This window comes from Nocardiopsis changdeensis (genome assembly GCF_018316655.1).
GTDB lineage: Bacteria > Actinomycetota > Actinomycetes > Streptosporangiales > Streptosporangiaceae > Nocardiopsis > Nocardiopsis changdeensis.
The window spans coordinates 5,263,083-5,280,781 of sequence record NZ_CP074133.1 but is presented as its reverse complement, the minus strand read 5'-3'; the positions used below and the strand labels follow the sequence as shown (position 1 = coordinate 5,280,781).

At 73.5% G+C, this 17,699-nt stretch carries 12 protein-coding genes; 6 read left to right on the top strand and 6 right to left on the bottom strand.

Features of this window, described 5'->3' with window-relative positions:
* Window positions 1-100 precede the first annotated feature (100 nt).
* The 3 genes from pucL to uraD form a co-directional block, all read right to left on the bottom strand.
* Window positions 101-997 (bottom strand): factor-independent urate hydroxylase, encoded by an 897-nt coding sequence (pucL, locus tag KGD84_RS23975; RefSeq protein WP_220562632.1) that lies wholly within the window; start codon window positions 995-997, stop codon window positions 101-103.
* A gap of 246 nt (window positions 998-1,243) precedes the next feature.
* Window positions 1,244-1,588, bottom strand: a complete 345-nt coding sequence (gene uraH / locus KGD84_RS23970) for a hydroxyisourate hydrolase (protein ID WP_220562631.1) — start codon at window positions 1,586-1,588, stop codon at window positions 1,244-1,246.
* The gene (uraD, locus tag KGD84_RS23965; RefSeq protein ID WP_220562630.1) at window positions 1,585-2,142 is read right to left on the bottom strand and encodes a 2-oxo-4-hydroxy-4-carboxy-5-ureidoimidazoline decarboxylase; all 558 of its coding nucleotides are present in this window, start codon (window positions 2,140-2,142) and stop codon (window positions 1,585-1,587) included. The genes uraH and uraD overlap by 4 nt, the downstream gene beginning before the upstream one ends.
* A gap of 339 nt (window positions 2,143-2,481) precedes the next feature.
* Between uraD and KGD84_RS23960 the strand changes: the two genes are divergently transcribed.
* From KGD84_RS23960 to gcl, 3 genes are all read left to right on the top strand, one after another.
* The gene (locus tag KGD84_RS23960; RefSeq protein ID WP_220562629.1) at window positions 2,482-3,279 is read left to right on the top strand and encodes a hydroxypyruvate isomerase family protein; all 798 of its coding nucleotides are present in this window, start codon (window positions 2,482-2,484) and stop codon (window positions 3,277-3,279) included.
* Window positions 3,280-3,323: 44 nt separating this feature from the next.
* Window positions 3,324-4,211 carry a 2-hydroxy-3-oxopropionate reductase gene (locus tag KGD84_RS23955; protein ID WP_220562628.1) on the top strand — a complete coding sequence of 296 codons (888 nt, stop codon included), beginning with the start codon at window positions 3,324-3,326 and terminating at the stop codon, window positions 4,209-4,211.
* A gap of 130 nt (window positions 4,212-4,341) precedes the next feature.
* Complete coding sequence (gene gcl, locus KGD84_RS23950; RefSeq protein WP_220562627.1) at window positions 4,342-6,057, top strand: glyoxylate carboligase; 1,716 nt, start codon at window positions 4,342-4,344, stop codon at window positions 6,055-6,057.
* Window positions 6,058-6,346: 289 nt separating this feature from the next.
* On the opposite strand, the gene KGD84_RS23945 is transcribed toward gcl, so the two are convergent.
* Both KGD84_RS23945 and KGD84_RS23940 read right to left on the bottom strand, forming a co-directional pair.
* Window positions 6,347-7,555, bottom strand: a complete 1,209-nt coding sequence (locus KGD84_RS23945) for a M14 family metallopeptidase (protein ID WP_220565281.1) — start codon at window positions 7,553-7,555, stop codon at window positions 6,347-6,349.
* A 296-nt stretch (window positions 7,556-7,851) separates the two neighbouring features.
* Window positions 7,852-11,157 carry an AfsR/SARP family transcriptional regulator gene (locus KGD84_RS23940; RefSeq protein ID WP_220562626.1) on the bottom strand — a complete coding sequence of 1,102 codons (3,306 nt, stop codon included), beginning with the start codon at window positions 11,155-11,157 and terminating at the stop codon, window positions 7,852-7,854.
* A 164-nt stretch (window positions 11,158-11,321) separates the two neighbouring features.
* On the opposite strand from KGD84_RS23940, the gene KGD84_RS23935 reads away from it, so the two are divergent.
* Window positions 11,322-12,389 carry an alkene reductase gene (locus KGD84_RS23935; protein ID WP_220562625.1) on the top strand — a complete coding sequence of 356 codons (1,068 nt, stop codon included), beginning with the start codon at window positions 11,322-11,324 and terminating at the stop codon, window positions 12,387-12,389.
* A gap of 501 nt (window positions 12,390-12,890) precedes the next feature.
* Window positions 12,891-14,591 carry a 2-isopropylmalate synthase gene (leuA, locus tag KGD84_RS23930; RefSeq protein WP_220562624.1) on the top strand — a complete coding sequence of 567 codons (1,701 nt, stop codon included), beginning with the start codon at window positions 12,891-12,893 and terminating at the stop codon, window positions 14,589-14,591.
* Between the two features lie 48 nt (window positions 14,592-14,639).
* Here leuA and KGD84_RS23925 read toward each other — a convergent pair whose 3' ends face one another.
* Window positions 14,640-15,353, bottom strand: coding sequence for a DUF2625 family protein (locus KGD84_RS23925; RefSeq protein WP_220562623.1), 714 nt, complete (start codon window positions 15,351-15,353; stop codon window positions 14,640-14,642).
* A 119-nt stretch (window positions 15,354-15,472) separates the two neighbouring features.
* Between KGD84_RS23925 and KGD84_RS23920 the strand changes: the two genes are divergently transcribed.
* Window positions 15,473-17,686, top strand: a complete 2,214-nt coding sequence (locus KGD84_RS23920; RefSeq protein WP_255646771.1) for a TerD family protein — start codon at window positions 15,473-15,475, stop codon at window positions 17,684-17,686.
* Window positions 17,687-17,699: the final 13 nt, after the last annotated feature.

The following is a 17,699-nucleotide window of genomic DNA, read 5'->3' as shown; positions in this document are numbered from 1 at the left end:
GCGGGCAGCCCGCTGCGCTGCGGGCAGGCGAGGGGTCACCTCGGATCGGGGGGCGGGTCCGGGGCCCGGCCGCACGTCGGGCCCCGGGGGAGGGCGGGGATCAGACGAAGCCCGGCACGGACTTCCACGCATCGCCCGGCTCGGGGGCGTCGTCGCGCTCGACGACGGCCTCGATCTTGCCGTAGGGGCGGTCGGCGGCGAAGAACACCTCGTTGGGGTTGTCCAGGCCGAACGGCGACAGGTCCACCAGGAAGTGGTGCTTGTTGGGCATCGAGAAGCGGATCTCGGCGACCTCGGGGTGCGCCTCCAGGACGGCGGTGCCCATCTGGAAGAGGGTCTGCTGGAGGGCGAGGCTGTGCGTGTTCGCGAAGGCCTCCAGGCACAGCGCGCGGATGGACGCGTAGGCCTTGTCGAAGTCGTGGTCGGTGCCGATGTAGCGCCAGCGGGCGGTGACGTCCGTGGCCAGGATGCGGTCCGTGGTCTCCTGGAGCGTGGTGTAGCGGGTCTTGGGGTACCCGTGGAACTCCGAGCCGGTGGACTTCAGGACGGTCAGGCCGGTGAAGCCGGAGACGACCCACTCGCGTCCGCCGTCCTTGGTGACGACGGTGGTGCGGGTCTCGGCGCCGTTGCGCACGAAGGAATGGTCGTGGGGGCCGTCGGAGGTGACGATGCGCTCCCAGGAGTACTCCTCGATCTCCTGCCGGGCGCCGTGCACGTAGTCGTGCTCGTCGACGAAGTGGCGGGCCAGGCGCAGCGCGAAGTCCTCGACGGCGCCGACGCCGCCCCACTCGCGGGCCTTGGCGTAGACCGTGTTCTTCTGGGTGTCGGTCGGCAGGCACGTGGCGTTGTCGCCGACGGTGTGGACGTCCTCCAGGTCGCCGCGCAGCTGGGAGGTGACGTTGACGTCCTTGATCCGGTGGACGTCGGTCTGGCGGTCGACGTGGACGAGGCGCACCTCGGCCTTGCCGTACTGGTTGTCTCCGAGTCTGATGCCCATCAGGGTGAACTCCATCCGTGTGGATAAGTCTTCGTCGTTCGCGTGTGAACGCTGTGCGTACGAGGGAGGACCGCTGGTCATGCGGAAGGACCTATCACGCACCCTGAGTCTGTGATCCTGCGTGCCGCCGTGTCCTGAGGCGTGTCCTTTCGGTTGCGTTCGGGTGTCCGTCGCCGTGTTCCCCTGAACCTCCGCTGCGCTGCGGGTCCGTGCCCGGCGGCGCAGGGGGGTGTTCGGGAACAGGGCCTAGGAGCCCCGGTAGGTGGAGTAGGCGAACGGGCTGAGCAGGAGCGGCACGTGGTAGTGCGCGTCCTCGTCGGCGAGGTCGAACACGATGGAGACCTCGGGGTAGAACCCCCGCTGCCCCGTCGCCCCGAAGTAGGCGGCGGTGTCGAAGGTGATCCGGTGGTATCCGGCGGCGAGCCGCTCGGGGCCCAGGTCGCCGACCCGGCCGTCGCCGTCGGTCACGCCCTCGGCGACGGTCTTCCAGGAGGAGCGGCCGGGGTCGGCCGCGGCCTCCAGCCGGACGGGGACGCCGGCCGCGGGGCGGCCGAGCGCGGCGTCCAGGACATGCGTGGTGACGTGGCTCATCCTTCGGCCTCCAGGAGTTTGACCAGGCGCAGGGCGGCGATCCGGCGCAGTTCGCCGCCGACGACGGCCAGTTCGGTGTCGCGGTCGTTGCCGAGCCGTCCGACCAGGTCGGACAGCAGGTCGCGGGGACCGCGGCCGCTGGCGCAGACCAGGTAGATCTGCCCGAACCTCTCCTCGTACTCCTGCTGGGCGTACTGGAAGATCCGCTGGACGCGGACGGCGGCGTCGTCGGTCTCGGAGGCGAACGCGGACTGCTCTCCGCGCGACCAGGCGGCCTCGGTGCCCCGGCCCCGGGCCTTCTCCCCGATGCGGGGGTGGCGGGCCAGCGCGGAGGCGACCTCGTCGGCCGTGATCTCGCGGGCGTGGGCGTCGGCCGTGTCGAGGAGGGCGGCGCGGTCGGCGTAGGGGGCGGCGGCCGCGACGGCCAGCACCCAGCGTTCCACGTCCAGGCACTGCGCGAGCTCGGCGCGCAATGCCTCCTCGGAGAGGGCGTTGAGCCGGTCCAGACCCTGGTCGGGCCGGGTGTCCGGCTCCGCCGAGGTGCTTTCGGGCATGGGGTTCTCCCGTGACCCGGCCGAAGCCGGGCTTTCATAGTGCAGACATGCGATTCCGTATTACGGATTGCAGGGACTCTAGTTGATGGCAGTGTGACCTTGTCAACACTCGCAAGGGGCTTTCGGTGAAAAACAAGCGGATTCATGACATGGGCAAAAGATCCGCCGAACGTGCGGAGGCGGTCGCGGTCCGGAGGGTGTCGGGGGCGGTCGGCGCGGTCGGCGGCGGCCGGTCGGCCGCGGGGGTGTTGACAACCGGGGCGACCCGACGCACACTCAAATCATTCCTTAAAGCGAAAATCAAGTTCCACATTGCGGAAGTAACCACGGAGGCCGTGCATGAGCCACACCCTCGGGTACACGGTGAACTGCTCCATGCTCTTCACCGAGCTGCCCCTCAACGAGCGCCCCCGGGCCGTCCGCGAGGCCGGGTTCGACGCCGTCGAGTTCTGGTGGCCCTTCGAGAGCGCCACCCCGCCCCGGGAGGACGTCGACGCGTTCATCGCCGCCATCGAGGCCGCGGGCGTACGGCTGACCGGCCTCAACTTCTTCGCCGGCGCCCTGCCCGGGCCCGACCGGGGCGTGCTCTCCCAGCCCGCGCGCTCCGCCGAGTTCCGCGCCAACCTCGACGTCGTCACCGCGATCGCCGAGCGCACCGGCACCACCGGGTTCAACGCCCTGTACGGCCTGCGCCAGGCCGGGGTGGACCCCGCCGAGCAGGACCGCCTGGCACTGGAGAACACCGTCGCCGCCGCCGAGGCGGTCGCCCGGGTCGGCGGCACCGTCCTCATCGAGCCCCTCAGCGGCGCCGAGGACTACCCGCTCAAGACCGCCCGCGACGGCCTCGACTTCGTCGCGGAGGCCCGGGCCGCCGGGGCCGGCAACGTCGCCCTGCTGGCCGACCTGTACCACCTGGCCGCCAACGGCGACGACGTCGCCGCCGTCGTCCGCGACCACGCCGCCGAGTTCGGGCACGTCCAGATCGCCGACGTCCCCGGCCGCGGCGAGCCCGGCACCGGCGAGCTGCCCATCGACGACCTCCTCACCGCCGCCCAGAAGGGCGGATACCAGGGCCTGGTGGGCCTGGAGTACAAGCCCACCGTCCCCACCGCGCAGAGCTTCGGCCGCCTGCGCTGAACCGCGCGCCCGCACCCACAGCCACGAACAGGAAGGGGCACACCGTGTCCATCCGCAAGGTCGCCTTCATCGGACTCGGCATCATGGGCCTGCCCATGGCCGTCAACCTCGTCCGCGCCGGGTACACCGTCACCGGCCACAACCTCACCCCCGAGCGCGTGGACGCCCTCGTCGCCGAGGGCGGGCTGCGCGGCGGCGGCGTCGCCGGGGCGGTCGCCGACGCCGACGCCGTCATCACGATGGTCCCCGACTCCCCGGACGTCGAGGCGCTGCTGCTCGGGGAGGGCGGCGTGTTCGAGAACGCCAAGCCCGGCACGCTCATCATCGACATGAGCACCATCCGCCCCGACGTGTCGCGCTCCGTGGCCGAGGCCGGCGCCGAGCGCGGGTTCCGGGTCCTGGACGCGCCGGTCAGCGGCGGCGAGGCCGGGGCGATCGAGGCCAAGCTGTCCATCATGGTCGGCGGCTCCCAGGAGGACTTCGAGGCGGCCCGCCCGCTCTTCGACGTCCTGGGCACCACCCCGGTCCTGGTCGGCCCCAACGGCGCCGGACAGACCGTCAAGGCCGCCAACCAGCTCATCGTCGCGGGCAACATCCAGCTGCTGGCCGAGGCCCTGGTCTTCCTGGAGGCCCACGGCGTCGACACCGAGGCCGGCCTGGAGGTCCTGGGCGGCGGGCTCGCGGGCAGCACCGTGCTCCAGCGCAAGGGCAGGGCCATGCGCGAGCGCGACTTCGCCCCCGGCTTCCGGATCGCCCTGCACGACAAGGACATGCGCATCGTCACCGACTCCGCGCACGCCGCCGGAGTGGTGATCCCGCTGGGCTCCCAGGTCGCCCAGTACGTGGCGGCCCTCAAGCAGCAGGGCCACGGCGGCCTCGACCACTCCGCGCTGCTGAAGATCGTCGAACAGCTCTCGGGCCGCGAGCAGTAGGCGACCGCGCGGCGGAGCAGAGCACTCCGCCGCCCCGGGCCGCCCGGCGGCCGCGTGTGTTGGCCGCACCGCGTGACCGTCCGGAGCCGGCCCGTCCCCGGAACTCCCCCCTAGCACTGAAGGAACAGCCATGACACGGATGCCCGTGATGAACGCGGTCGTCGAGGTTTTGAAGGACGAGGGCGTCGACACCGCCTTCGGTTGCCCCGGCGCCGCCATCCTGCCCCTCTACAAGGCGCTGGAGGACGTCGGCGGGATCGAGCACCTGACCGTCCGCCACGAGGAGGGCGCCACCCACATGGCCGACGGCTGGTCGCGCACCACCGGCAAGGTCGGCGTGGCGATCGGCACCTCCGGCCCCGCCGGGACCAACATGATCACCGGCCTGTACACCGCGATCGCCGACTCCATCCCGATCGTCTGCATCACCGGCCAGCAGCGCACCGACCTGCTGGACAAGGAGGGCTTCCAGGCGGTCGACATCGTCGAGATCGCCAAGCCCGTCACCAAGTGGGCGGTGCAGATCAAGGAGGCGGCGACCGCCCCGTGGATCTTCCGCGAGGCGTTCCGGATCGCCCGCGAGGGCCGCCCGGGGCCGGTCCTCGTCGACATCCCCGTCGACATCGCCCAGCAGCTCATCGACTACGACCCCGAGCTGGACGCCCCGCTCAAGGTCAACACCGTCGAGCCCCACCTGCCCCGGGTCGAGCGCGCCCTGGACCTGCTGCTGGAGGCGGAGCGCCCGCTCATCCTGGCGGGCGGCGGCGTCATCCTGGCCGAGGCCTCCGGGGAGCTGCGCGAACTCGCCGAGTACCTGCGCGTCCCGGTCCAGGTCACCCTCATGGGCAAGGGCTCCTTCGACGAGGACTCGCCGCTGTACGCGGGCATGACCGGCGTGCAGACCTCCCAGCGGTACGGCAACGCCTCGTTCCTGGAGTCCGACCTGGTCCTGGCGGTGGGCGCGCGCTTCGCCGACCGGCACACCGGCCAGATCGACGTCTACCGGGGCGAGCGAAAGTTCATCCACGTCGACATCGAGGCCACCCAGATCGGCCGGGTCTTCGAGCCAGACCTGGGCGTGGTCTCCGACGCCCGCCTCTTCCTGCGCGAGCTGCTGGCCGCGGCGAAGCGGCGGGAGGCCCGGGCCGGGGTCGGGGCCTGGATCGACCGGGTCGGCGAGCTCAAGGCCACCCTGACCCGGCGCGAGGACTTCGACAGCGTGCCGGTCAAGGCGCCGCGCGTCTACAAGGAGATCAACGAGGTCTTCGACGAGGACACCTACTTCGTCACCGCGATCGGCCTGTACCAGATCTGGGGCGGCCAGCACCAGAAGGCGTACAAGCCGCGCCGCTACCAGATCTGCGGCCAGGCGGGCCCCCTGGGCTGGGAGATCCCCGCGGCCATCGGCGTCAAGAAGGCGCTGAAGGAGACCGACCCGGACGCCGAGGTCGTCGGCATCGTCGGCGACTACGGGTTCCAGTACATGGTCGAGGAACTGGCCGTCGCCGCCCAGTACAACGTCCCCTACGTCATCATCATGCTCAACAACGAGTACCTGGGCCTGATCCGCCAGGCGTCCATCCCCTACGAGATGAACTACCAGGTGGACATCCACTACGACGAGTACGGCACCGACAACGTCAAGATCATGGAGGCGTACGGCTGCGCGGGCCGCCGCGTCTGGGAGCCGGGGGAGATCCGCGACGCCCTGGAGTGGGCCCGCAAGGAGGCCAGGTCGACCTCCCGCCCGGTGCTCGTCGAGATCATGATCGAGCGCGAGGCCAACACCCCGCACGGTCCGGCGATCGACGCGGTCAAGGAGTTCGAGCCGGTCCCCGGCGCGTAGTCGACGCCGCTCGCTTCGGGCCTTTGCTCCGCTTCGTCCCGTGCGATGGCGCCCGGAGAACGGGAACCCTCGGCCCTGCGCTCACATCCCCGCCCACCCGTCGCCCGCCACCACCCTCAACGGACGGCCTGGCGGCCGGCCGCCCTCGTCCTCGAAGACGTTCGCTCCGGGCCGTGGGCGCCATCGCTCTCACAGGCCGCCGCGGACGGGTTCCTCCTGCACCTGTGTCCGCGGTGCACAGCGGCCCCTCCCCCTACTGGCTCGGGGGGAGGGGCCGTCCGCGCGGGGGTCAGCCGCAGTAGGCCTCCTCCTCGCCGATGATGCGGTACGGGCAGTCGGCGTAGTCGAGCAGCCGCAGCACGGCCTCCCGGTTGCGCTCGGTCTCCCGGTCGATCACCGAGGACGGCGGGTAGAAGCCGCCCTCCCAGGCCGACCGGGGGTACATCTCGTACGTGAAGTTGACGATGCGCTGGTCGCCCCAGAGCCAGTCGTTGATCGAGCCGTCGGTGACGTACAGGTCGCTGGACTGCTGGGGCGTGTACCCGTTGGCGTCGGCCATGTGGGCGCCCAGGGCCGCGTGCGTGTCGTACTCCTCGCGGGTCATCCCGTCGGTGACGTCGGAGTAGGTGTGGCCGAACGGCCACAGGATGAGCTCGCTGTAGGTGTGGAAGTCGATGGCGGCGGTGATCTGCTGCTCGCCGCCCACCACCCGGCTCCGCACGAAGTCGGCGATGACCCGCACCTCGGGGGCGGACTCGGGGGCCGGGCCGCGGTAGGTGATGCTGCTCGGGTTGCCGGAGGAGCCGCCGCAGCAGCCCCACTCGTAGTCCCAGTTGCGGTTGAGGTCGGTGCCGACCGCCGAGGTCCCGGCGTTGGGCTGGCGGTTCTTGCGCCAGTCCCGCCAGGCGCTGCCGGCCATGTCGTACTCGGAGCCGTCGGGGTTGACGTTGGGGACGATCCAGATCTCGCGGCCGTCGACCAGCCCGGTGATGCGCTCGTCGGTGCCGTACCCGTCGGTGAGCAGGTCCATCAGGTAGACGGCCATCTCGACGGTCAGGTGCTCGCGGGCGTGCTGGGCGTGGGTGAACAGCACCTCGGGCTCGTCCTCGTCGGCCGCCGCGTTGTCGCTGATCTTGACCGCGACGATGTCGCGGCCCTCGTGCGAGGTGCCGATGACGCTCGGGGCGGCGAGGTCGGGGTGGTCGGCGACCACCTTGTCGACGAGGTCGAGGAGTTCGGCGTAGTCGGTGTAACCGGGGTCGGGGGCGGCGAACGTCCCGGAGACCTCCAGCACCTCCACGCCGAAGCCGAGCGCGGCGATCTCCGCGGCGTCGTCGGGGGTGGCGGTGACCAGGACCTCCTCGGCGGCCACCTGGTCGATGGCGGCGCCGGTCGAGGCGATGGCGGTGCGGTCCCGCGGGGTGCTCGCGCCGTCCACGATGTACAGGTCGTACTCGGGTTCGGCGGTCGCGCTCCCGGCGGCCAGGGTGCCGAGCATCAGCGCGGCGACGGTCAGGGGGACGAGGGTGCGGCGCACGCCCGAGGGGATGCGGGCGCGCCGGGGGGACGGGAAACGGGTGGTCTCCACGGGATGCCTCCGTGAGCGGGGGTGAGGCGATCGGACACGGTGGCGACATTGCAGAAGAGATCACCACGTTCTGTCAACATTCATGATCTCTGAGTCATATAGGAATGTTTGCCGCTGAAAGCGGCGAAACCCCACGTCACGCCCGCCCGGTCCGCCCCGCCCGCCGCGGGTACCCCGTCCCCGCCTGGCCGCATCCGGCCACCCGTCTACCGCGGCTGGGGGGCGGGGGAGAGGGCCTCGGCGGCCGCGGCCTCCGGGGGGAGGGCGCGGCCCGCGGCCCGGGCGGCCCCGACGGCCTCGGGACCCGCCAGGGCGCGGGCGGCGGCCAGGACGCGGTCCACGTCGAACCGCTCGGCGGCGGGCATCGGCGCCCCGGCGGCCTCGCGCAGCCGCTCGGCGGCGCCGACCAGCCGGGCCGCGGCGACGCCGTCGCCCTCCAGGGCGGCGACCCCCGCCAGCCCCTCCAGGGCCAGGGCCACCGCGCGCGGGTCCCCGGTGAGCCGGGCCTGCTCCAGGCCCTGGCGGTGCAGGTCGCGGGCGGCTCCGGCGTCCCCGCGCTGCTCGGCGGTGAAGCCCAGTTCGGCCAGCGCGAACGCCAGCCCCGGCCGGTACCCGTCCTGCCGGTGCACCGCCAGCACCTCCTCCAGGTGCTCCCGCGCGGTGTCGAGGTCGCCGCGGCGCCGGGCGGTCATCCCCAGCCCGGCGACGGTGAACCTCCGCCCCGCCCGGAACGCCTGCTCGCCGGCGATCCGCAGGGCCCTCAGGTTGTGCGCGTCGGCGGCCTCCAGGTCGCCGTTGAGCAGGTGGACCCGGGCCAGGCGGCCCAGTTCGTCGACCACCGTCGGCCACAGCCCCAGGCCCTCGGCGATCCCCAGGGCGCTGCGGTGCCGGCGGGCGGCCTCGGCGTAGGAGCCCTCGATGCCCGCGACCACGCCCAGCAGGCTGTGCGCCCGGGCCTCGCCCCACGGCTCCCCGGCGCGGGAGAACAGGGCCAGGCTCCGGTCGGCGTCGCGGCGGGCGGGACCCAGTTCGCTGCGGCGCAGCGCCCGCCACCCGCGCAGGTGCAGCGCGAACGCGGTCCACCACGGGTCGGCGGCCGCCTCGAACACCTCCAGCGCCTCCGACAGCCGGTCGTCGGGCCAGTCGTCGCCGGGGCCGACGGCGTCGGAGAAGGCCGTCACGAACACCAGCAGGGTCTGCGCGCGGGCGCGGGTCCGGGGGTCGGACAGGCCCCGGGCGATCCGCTCGGCCTCACGCGCCGGCGCGTGCTCCGCGTGGTCGGTGCACTCGGCCACCCCCAGGACGGTGTGCCAGAGCAGGGCCTCGGCCCGGTCCGCGGGGGAGCCCGTGCCCTGGGCGGCCAGCGCCCGGGACAGCAGGCGGCACCCCTCCCGGTACCGTCCGCGCAGGTACCAGAACCAGCCGTGGTAGGCGGCCACACGCAGCGCGAGGTCGGCGTGCCCGTGGTCGGCCGACCACTCGATGACCGCGCGCACGTCGGTCGCCTGCCGGTCCGCGTCCGCCTGGTGCGGGTCCAGGGTGAAGTCCGCCGCCTCGCCCCGTCCGGAGCGGTCGGCGATGTGCCGTGCGTACCGGTGCCAGACGGCGTCCTCCTCGCCGGCGGCGGCCAGCCGCCGCGCGGCGTAGGCGCGGATCGTCTCCAGCAGCCGGTACCGGGTGCCCTCCTGGCCGACCGCCACCAGCGACCGGTCCACCAGGCCCGCCAGGATCCCCGCGACGTCGGCCGGCTCCACTCCGGGCGGCCCCTGCGGGTCGGCGGCGATCGCCTCCGCGGTCTCCAGCGTGAACACGCAGGTCGGCACGGACAGGCGGCGCAGCACCGCCTGTTCGGGGCCGGTCAGCAGCCGCCAGCTCCAGTCCACGGTCTCCCACAGGGTGCGCCTGCGGTCGTGCCCGCCCGCCCCCAGGACCCGGAAGCGGTCGTCCAGCCGTTCCGCGAGCCGGTGCACCCCCAGGGAGCGCACCCGGGCCGCGGCCAGTTCGAGGGCCAGCGGCAGTCCGTCGAGGTGGCGGCAGATCCCGGCCACCGCCTCGGCGTTCGCCGCGTCCACGGTGAAGCCGGGCACCGACGCGGCCGCCCGCCGGACGAACAGCGCCACGGCGTCGGAGGCGGCCACCTCCTCCGGTGAGGTGCCGTCCGGCAGCCCCAGCGGCCTCACCTGGTGCAGGTGCTCGCCGGGGATGCCCAGCGGCTCCCGGCTGGTGGCCAGGACCCGCAGACCCGGCACGGTTCCGAGCAGGCGGGCGGCCAGGTCCGCCGCCGGCGCGATCAGGTGCTCGCAGTTGTCCAGCACGAGCAGGGCCGGTCCGCCGCCCAGGGACTCGGCGATGCGCGCGGCCACCGGCCGCGCCCGGGCCGACCGCGACCCCTCGTCCTGGAGGCCCAGCACGGCCGCGACCTCCTCGGCGACCCCCTCCCCGTCCTCGCGCCCGGACAGCTCCACGAACCACACCGGGCCGAAGCGGCCGTCGCCGACGGCGACCGCGGCCAGGGCCATGGAGGTCTTGCCGACGCCGCCGGGCCCCAGCAGGGTGGTCAGGCGCGACCGGGCGAGGGTGCGCCGCACCTCGGCGACGCAGTCGTCCCGCCCCACCAGGTCGGTCAGGGGGGCGGGCACCGAGCCCCGGGCAGGGGCGGCGGGGGCCGGATCGGCCGGGGGCGCCATGGCGTGCGGGTGGTGGACGGCCGCAGCCGCAGCCGCAGCCGCAGCCGGGGCCGCCGGGACCTCCGCGACCGCGGGGGCCGGGTCCAGTACGGGGGACTGGGCGAGGATGTCCGAGTGCAGCCGGGTGATCTCCGGGCCCGGGTCCACGCCGAGTTCCTCGGCCAGCAGCTCCCGCAGCCCGCGGTGGCTCTCCAGGGCCTCGCCCTGGCGGCCCGCCCGGTACAGGGCGAGCATGTGCGCCGCCCGCAGCCGCTCCCGGGCCGGGTGCGCGCGCACCAGTCCGCCGAGCTCGGCGACGAGCTCGGGGCCCTCGCCCAGGTCGAGCCTGGCCCGGGCGCGGTCCTCCAGGGCCGCCAGGCGCATCTCCTCCCAGCGGGCCAGGGGCGCCGCGGCGAAGGCGGCGTCCGCGTGGTCGGCCAGTGCCGGGCCGCGCCACTGCTCCAGCGCCTCGTCCAGCAGCCGGACCCGCTCCCGGGGGCCGCCGCCGCGGGCCCGGGACACCAGGGCCTCGAACCGGCCCGCGTCCACGGCGTCGGCGTCCACCCGCAGCCGGTAGCCCGAGGGGCCCGACTCCAGCCGGGTCCGGAACCCGGCCTCGCCGCGCTCCAGGGCACCGCGCAGCCGGGAGACCGCCGTCTGCACGGCGCCGGCAGGATCGGGCGGCGGGGCGTCCCAGAGCTCGTCGACCAGCCGGTCGGCCGAGACCGACTCGCCGCGGTGGACGAGCAGCAGCGCCAACAGGGCGCGCACCTTGGCCCCCGGAACGCGTACGGACGAACCCCCGTCGGTCCACACGGCCAGCGGCCCCAGCACCCCGAATCGCATACCGGAGAGCCTATACGCGCGGTTCCGCGGCGCTCCTCACGGTGAGACCGGGGTCACGACAGCCGACGGACAGCGCGCGGCAAGCGGCCGGACGGCGCCCCGGCCTAGCTTCGGAACGTCCCCGGGGGCGAGCGCCCCCGACACGTGAGACCCGGAGGAGAACCGTGGACGACTCCCTGTTCCAGCCGATCAAGGTCGGCCGCCACGAGGCCGCCAACCGCCTGTTCATGGCCCCGATGACCCGGTCGCGCTGCTACGCCGAAGGCCGTCCCGACGCGCTCGTCGCCGAGTACTACGGCCAGCGCGCCTCCTCGGGCCTCATCATCACCGAGGGCATCCAGCCCAGCGTGCGCGGCCAGGGCTACATCAACACCCCGGGCCTGCACGACGCCGGCCAGGTGGAGGCGTGGAAGCCCGTCACCGACGCCGTCCACGCGCGCGGCTCGCTCGTCTTCGCGCAGCTCATGCACACCGGCCGGATCGGCCACCCGGTGCTGTACCCCGACGGCGGGCTGCCGGTGGCCCCGTCCCCGATCGCCTCGGGCCAGGAGCTGTTCGACGGCTCGGGCATGCTCCCGCACCCGGAGCCCCGGGAGCTGACCGTCGCGGAGATCCAGGAGGTCGTCGACGACTTCGCCAACGCCGCCCGCAACGCGGTCGAGGCCGGGTTCGACGGCGTCGAGGTCCACGGCGCCAACGGCTACCTGGTCCACCAGTTCCTCGCGGACGGCTCCAACCACCGCACCGACGAGTACGGCGGCGACGCCGAGCGCCGTTCCCGGTTCGCGATCGAGGTGGTGGACGCCATCGCCGACACCATCGGCGCGGACCGCACCGCCCTGCGCATCTCGCCGGAGAACAACTACAACGGCATGTCGGACGGCGACCCGGCCGCGCAGTACACGGCCCTCCTGGAGGGGCTGCGCCACCGCTCCGACCTGGCCTTCCTGCACACCACGCAGATCGGCGGCGCCGAGCTGACCCCGCTGGTCCGCCGTCTGTGGGAGGGCACCCTCGTGGTGAACCCGGCGACGGGGCTGGACCTGACCGGCGTCGACGCGGCCCTGGCGAACGGGGCCGACGCCGTCGCCCTGGGCTCGGCCTGGCTCGCGAACCCGGACCTGGACGAGCGCCTGCGCTCGGGGGCGGACCTCAACGCGCCCGACGCCGCCACCTTCTACGGCGGCGACCGCACCGGCTACACCGACTACCCGCACCTCGCCGGCGCCTGACCCCGTCCGGGGCGGCACCGGGGTGCCGGAAAGGAGAAATCCCGCCGGGGGGCCGGCCCGGCCGTCGGTCGCGGCTTACGTGTGAACGGCGCGCAACGACGGCGGCCTCGGGTGTTGGCCGCACCCTGGGTCCCCCGGCGGGACTCGAACGACCCCCCTAGCACTGAAGGGTTCCCCCCAATGGTACAGACCTCTGCCCTGTATCTCGAGATCAAGGTATCGGTTGTCTCGAAATCGAGATGACCCGGACAGAGGGGGATCGATCGCCGACACGCGTCCGCCGGGAAAGGCGCAGGTCACGTGATGCTCGTCCCAAAGTGTGGACAGGAAGTACCAGGATTTCCGGACGCTCTGCTAGCGTGAGCCCATCATGCTGTGCGAGCTGCTCCTTCTTAGCGGCCGCGGCGGGGGTCGTTAGTACGGGTCGGCTCCCTCGCCGCGGGGCTTCGGCTTGTCCACGGTCGACCATTGACCACGCCGCGAATCCGAGGAGCCACCGAGATGGTGCCCCAGCAGCAGACCTCCCCCATGCCGTTCCAGCGCTACACCCCCTTCACCCCGGTCGACCTGCCCGACCGCACCTGGCCGTCCAAGACCATCACCGAGGCGCCGCGCTGGCTGTCCACCGACCTGCGTGACGGCAACCAGGCCCTGATCGAGCCGATGGACCCCGACCGCAAGCGCGAGATGTTCGAGCTGCTGGTCAGGATGGGCTACAAGGAGATCGAGGTGGGCTTCCCGGCCGCCTCCCAGACCGACTTCGACTTCGTGCGCTCCCTGATCGAGGGCGACCTGATCCCCGACGACGTCCAGATCTCGGTCCTGACCCAGGCCCGCGAGGACCTGATCGAGCGCACCGTGCAGAGTCTGGTCGGCGCCAAGCGGTCCACCGTCCACCTGTACAACGCCACCGCGCCGACCTTCCGCCGCGTCGTCTTCAAGGTGGACCGCGAGGCCTGCAAGGCCATCGCCGTCGAGGGCACCCGCCACGTCATGCGCTTCGCCGAGCAGTACCTGGGCGACACCGAGTACTTCGGCTACGAGTACTCGCCCGAGATCTTCATCGACACCGAGATCGACTTCGCCCTGGAGGTCTGCGAGGCGGTCATGGACGTCTGGCGTCCCGGCCCCGGCCGCGAGATCATCCTGAACCTGCCGGCCACCGTCGAGCGCGCCACCCCCAACGTCTACGCCGACCAGATCGAGTGGATGAGCCGCAACCTGTCGCGGCGCGAGCACGTGGTCGTGTCGGTGCACCCGCACAACGACCGCGGCACCGGGGTGGCCTCCGCCGAACTGGCCGTCATGGCCGGCGCCGACCGCGTCGAGGGCTGCCTGTTCGGCCACGGCGAGCGCACCGGCAACGTCTGCCTGGTCACCCTGGGCCTGAACCTGTTCAGCCAGGGCGTCGACCCCCGGATCGACTTCTCCGACATCGACGAGATCCGCCGCACCGTCGAGCACTGCACCCAGCTGCCCGTCGCCCCCCGCCACCCCTACGGCGGCGACCTGGTCTACACCGCCTTCTCCGGCTCCCACCAGGACGCCATCAAGAAGGGCTTCGCCGCGCTGGAGGCCGACGCCGAGGCGGCCGGGGTCCCCGTCGGGGAATACGGCTGGGACGTGCCCTACCTGCCCATCGACCCCAAGGACGTCGGCCGCAACTACGAGGCCGTCATCCGGGTCAACAGCCAGTCCGGCAAGGGCGGCGTCTCCTACATCATGCAGCGCGACCACTCGCTGGACCTGCCGCGCCGCCTGCAGATCGAGTTCTCCCAGGTCATCCAGAAGTTCACCGACGCCGAGGGCGGCGAGTTCTCCGGCGAGCGCATCTGGGAGATCTTCTCCGACACCTACCTGCGCGAGAACGGCCCGGTCGCCGTCCTGGCGCACCGCTCCAGCACCGACGCCGAGGGCACCTACCGGATCGAGGCCGACGCCCGCGTCAACGGCGAGATCCGCGAGCTGGTCGGCACCGGCAACGGCCCGATCTCCGCGTTCTGCGACGCCCTGGCCGACGTCGACGTCAAGGTACGGGTCATGGACTACGTCGAGCACTCCATGGGGGCCGACGGGGACGCCCGCGCCGCCGCCTACGTGGAGGCCGAGATCGACGGCCGCGTGGTGTGGGGCGTGGGCATCCACAGCAGCATCACCACCGCCTCGCTGCGCGCCCTGTGCAGCGCCATCGGCCGCGCCTGACACGCGCGCGCGAGGGGCCCGCGGCACCGGCCGCGGGCCCCTCGCCCGTCACAGCGTCCCGAACGGCCCCGGGTCGGGCTCGCCCACGAGCGCGGCGAACTCCCGGTTGAGCCCCGTCAGCTCGGCCAGCGGCACCGGCCGCCGCCGCACCGCCGCCGGGTCCGCGGCGGCCTCCTCCGTCCACAGGAACGGCACCGAGGACAGCCCCCGGTTCGGGGCCAGCCCCGCGACCGCCTCGCGCCACCCCGGCCAGCGCAGGTCGGCGTAGAAGTTCTCCAGGTTGTGCTCCTGGAGCATCCACAGCAGCCACGACGAGTAGGCGGCCTCCAGCGGCTCCCACCGCAGGGAGTCGGGGGCGAAGTACACCATCTCCCCGGGCCGCCCCGGGTACCGGTCGTCCTCGCAGGCCGGGCCGTTGAGCGCGAACACCCCGCCCAGCACGTCGTGCCCCACGACCAGGTGCGGCGGGGGGCCGTGCACCACCGCGGCGCTCAGGTCGTTGACCTCGCCGAGCCCGGGCAGCCCGGGGCCGCCGCCCCCGTACACGCGCAGCCAGCCGTCGTCCACGAGCAGGCCGCCGCTCTCCAGCGCCATCGCGCCCAGGAACGACCGCGCCGTCACCTGCAGCCGGTGCAGGCAGGTCCGGCCCCGCTCGGGGTCGCCGGGCAGCACCCGCACCGGCACCCTGGCGTCCGCCAGGTGTGCGGCCACCACCGGCCATCCGGGCCGGTCCACCTCGACCAGCTCACTGAGCTCGCGCACCCGTGCCCTCCCACCTGTTCGCTGCGGTGCCGCTCACCCTATTACCGCGTCCGGACACCTCGATCGGGGGCGGGAAAACCCCTGGCGACGGGGGTTCGCGCGATGGGAGCATTCCGGGCATGGTGCACACCGAGATCATCCAGCGGACCCTGCGGGTCCCCCTTCCCGCGGCCGAGCCCGGAGACGGCACCGCCGCGGTGCGGCGGCTGGACGCCGCGCTGCTGTCCCTCGGGTTCGCGCTCACCGCAGACCTGCGCGCCCACCTGGAGGGGCTGGCCCCCGACGCGGTGCTGCGCACCGCCGACCCCCTGCTCGCCGCCGTCCGCGGCCTCGTCGGCGCCGACGCCGAGCACAACGTGTACTTCGCGGACTTCCCCCGGAACGTCCCCGACACCGTGGAGTTCTGGCTGGAGTGCCTGGTCGCCGCGGTCACCGACCCGGCCCACCGCGACGCGGTGGTCCTGGGCCCCGACGGCCTCGACCTGCTCTCCCTGCCCTCCTACGGACGCCTGCGGCACACCTACGCCGAACTGGCGGCCGTCCGCGACGCCTTCGTCGCCGGCGCGAAGGACCGGTGGACCCTGCTGCACCGCGGCGGCACCCCCGAGGAGGAGGCCCGCCTGCTCTACACGGACCTGGCCGGGTCGACGGTGCCGCTCTCCGACGCCGACCGCGACCTGCTGGGCCGCCTGGCCGCGCAGTGCCCCGACCACGAGCCCTCCGCGATCCCCGTCCGGGAGAACCGGGCCGTGGTCAACGCCGCCCGGGTCCTGGCCGGCCGCCCCCCGGTGCTCGACACCGTCACCGACGTGCTGCGCCTGGCCCAGGCCCTGTCCGACGGCGACCCCACCCTGGTGGCGCCCGCGCGCCTGCGCTCCTTCACCCGGCGCGAGCGCCGGCTGCTGCTGACGGCGCTGGACGGCATCGTCGCCGCCGATCCCGGCAAGCTGGCCGACGTGGGCCGCCGGGTGCAGGGCTGGAAGCGCCTGGGGGAGGGGCTGCACCCGCACGAGTACCCGGCGCTGGGCCACGCCCGCGACGTGTTCGCGGTGGCCCGGGGCGACAAGCGCGTGCGCACCCTCGCCGCCCGGGTGGAGGCCGCGTTCGGGTCCGGGGACGTGGCGGCCGCCGTCCACCTCCTGGCGGGGGCGCCCGGAACCCTCGTCCGCTCCCTGGACCGGATCATCGTCGCGGGTGGATCCGCGGTCACCGACCTGTTGGTGGAGCGCCTGAACGCGGTCGGCCACCGGGTGTCGGGCCGCGTGCTGGCCTCGGCCCGCGAGCAGCTCGCCAACCGGAGCCTGCCCGGCTCGGTGCGGCTGTTCGCCAACGAGACCGCCCGCGGGTGGACGGTCCCCGACACCCGGCCGCCGCTGCCCGAGGCCGACACGGCCGCGGTGACCGCCGCCCTGGACGCGCTGATCGCCGACCGCCTGCCCGACGTGGACCTGCTCCTCGTCGACCCGGCGGTGCGGGACGTGGCGGTACCGCGTTCGGGCCGCGGCGCCGGCAAGGGGACGGGCGTGCTGCCGCGGGGCAGCGTGACCGCGGTGGAGGGGGAGCGCCTGCGCTTCTTCGTGCACTGGGTCGAGGGCCCGGACACCACGACCGACCTGGACCTGTCGGTGATGCTGCTCGGCGAGGACTTCGGCCCCCTCGGCCAGGTCTCCTGGACCAACCTCAAGGACACCGGGGCCGTGCACTCCGGCGACCTGGTCGAGGCCCCGGCGCCCGGCGGCGCGACCGAGATGATCGACCTGGAGCTCGCCGCGCTGGACCCGGGGGTGCGGTACGTGGTGCCGCAGGTGCTGGTGTACAGCGGCGACCGGTTCACCTTCCTGCCCGAGGCGTTCTTCGGCTACATGTCTCTGGACACCGCGCAGGAGGGGATGCCGTTCGAGCCGCGGACCGTCCGGGTCCGCTCCGACCTGGAGGGGGAGTCGCGGGTGCTGGTGCCGCTGGCCTTCGCCAAGGGGGAGGACGGCACCTGGTCGGCCCGCTGGATGCACCTGTTCCTGGCGGCGGACGAGCAGTTCAACCGGGTCGAGGAGACCGGGGTCCCGGGCAACCTGCTGGCCCGCGGCGTGCTCTCGCGCCGGTACCTGACCGTCGGCGACCTCGTCGGCATGATGGCCGAACGCGGTGTCCGGGTGCGCGAGGCGGGCCCGCTCACCGAGGAGGAGGCGGAGGGGCTGGCGACGGGGGGCCTGCGGGTCGGCTACCTGGGGACGGAGCTCCCGGAGGGGCTGCCGGACGGGGTGCGGGCGATCACCCTGCCGACGCTGGCCTCGCTGCTCCCCGACACCGGTCCCGAGCCCGGTCCCGCGTCCTGAAAACCCGGTGGCG

What these genes read in the sequence shown, in the direction of transcription:
- pucL (WP_220562632.1), bottom strand. Translation starts at nt 997, where the DNA reads ATGGGCATCAGACTCGGAGACAACCAGTACGGCAAGGCCGAGGTGCGC.
- uraH (WP_220562631.1), bottom strand. Translation starts at nt 1,588, where the DNA reads ATGAGCCACGTCACCACGCATGTCCTGGACGCCGCGCTCGGCCGCCCC.
- uraD (WP_220562630.1), bottom strand. Translation starts at nt 2,142, where the DNA reads ATGCCCGAAAGCACCTCGGCGGAGCCGGACACCCGGCCCGACCAGGGT.
- KGD84_RS23960 (WP_220562629.1), top strand. Translation starts at nt 2,482, where the DNA reads ATGAGCCACACCCTCGGGTACACGGTGAACTGCTCCATGCTCTTCACC.
- gcl (WP_220562627.1), top strand. Translation starts at nt 4,342, where the DNA reads ATGACACGGATGCCCGTGATGAACGCGGTCGTCGAGGTTTTGAAGGAC.
- KGD84_RS23945 (WP_220565281.1), bottom strand. Translation starts at nt 7,555, where the DNA reads ATGCTCGGCACCCTGGCCGCCGGGAGCGCGACCGCCGAACCCGAGTAC.
- KGD84_RS23940 (WP_220562626.1), bottom strand. Translation starts at nt 11,157, where the DNA reads ATGCGATTCGGGGTGCTGGGGCCGCTGGCCGTGTGGACCGACGGGGGT.
- leuA (WP_220562624.1), top strand. Translation starts at nt 12,891, where the DNA reads ATGGTGCCCCAGCAGCAGACCTCCCCCATGCCGTTCCAGCGCTACACC.
- KGD84_RS23920 (WP_255646771.1), top strand. Translation starts at nt 15,473, where the DNA reads ATGGTGCACACCGAGATCATCCAGCGGACCCTGCGGGTCCCCCTTCCC.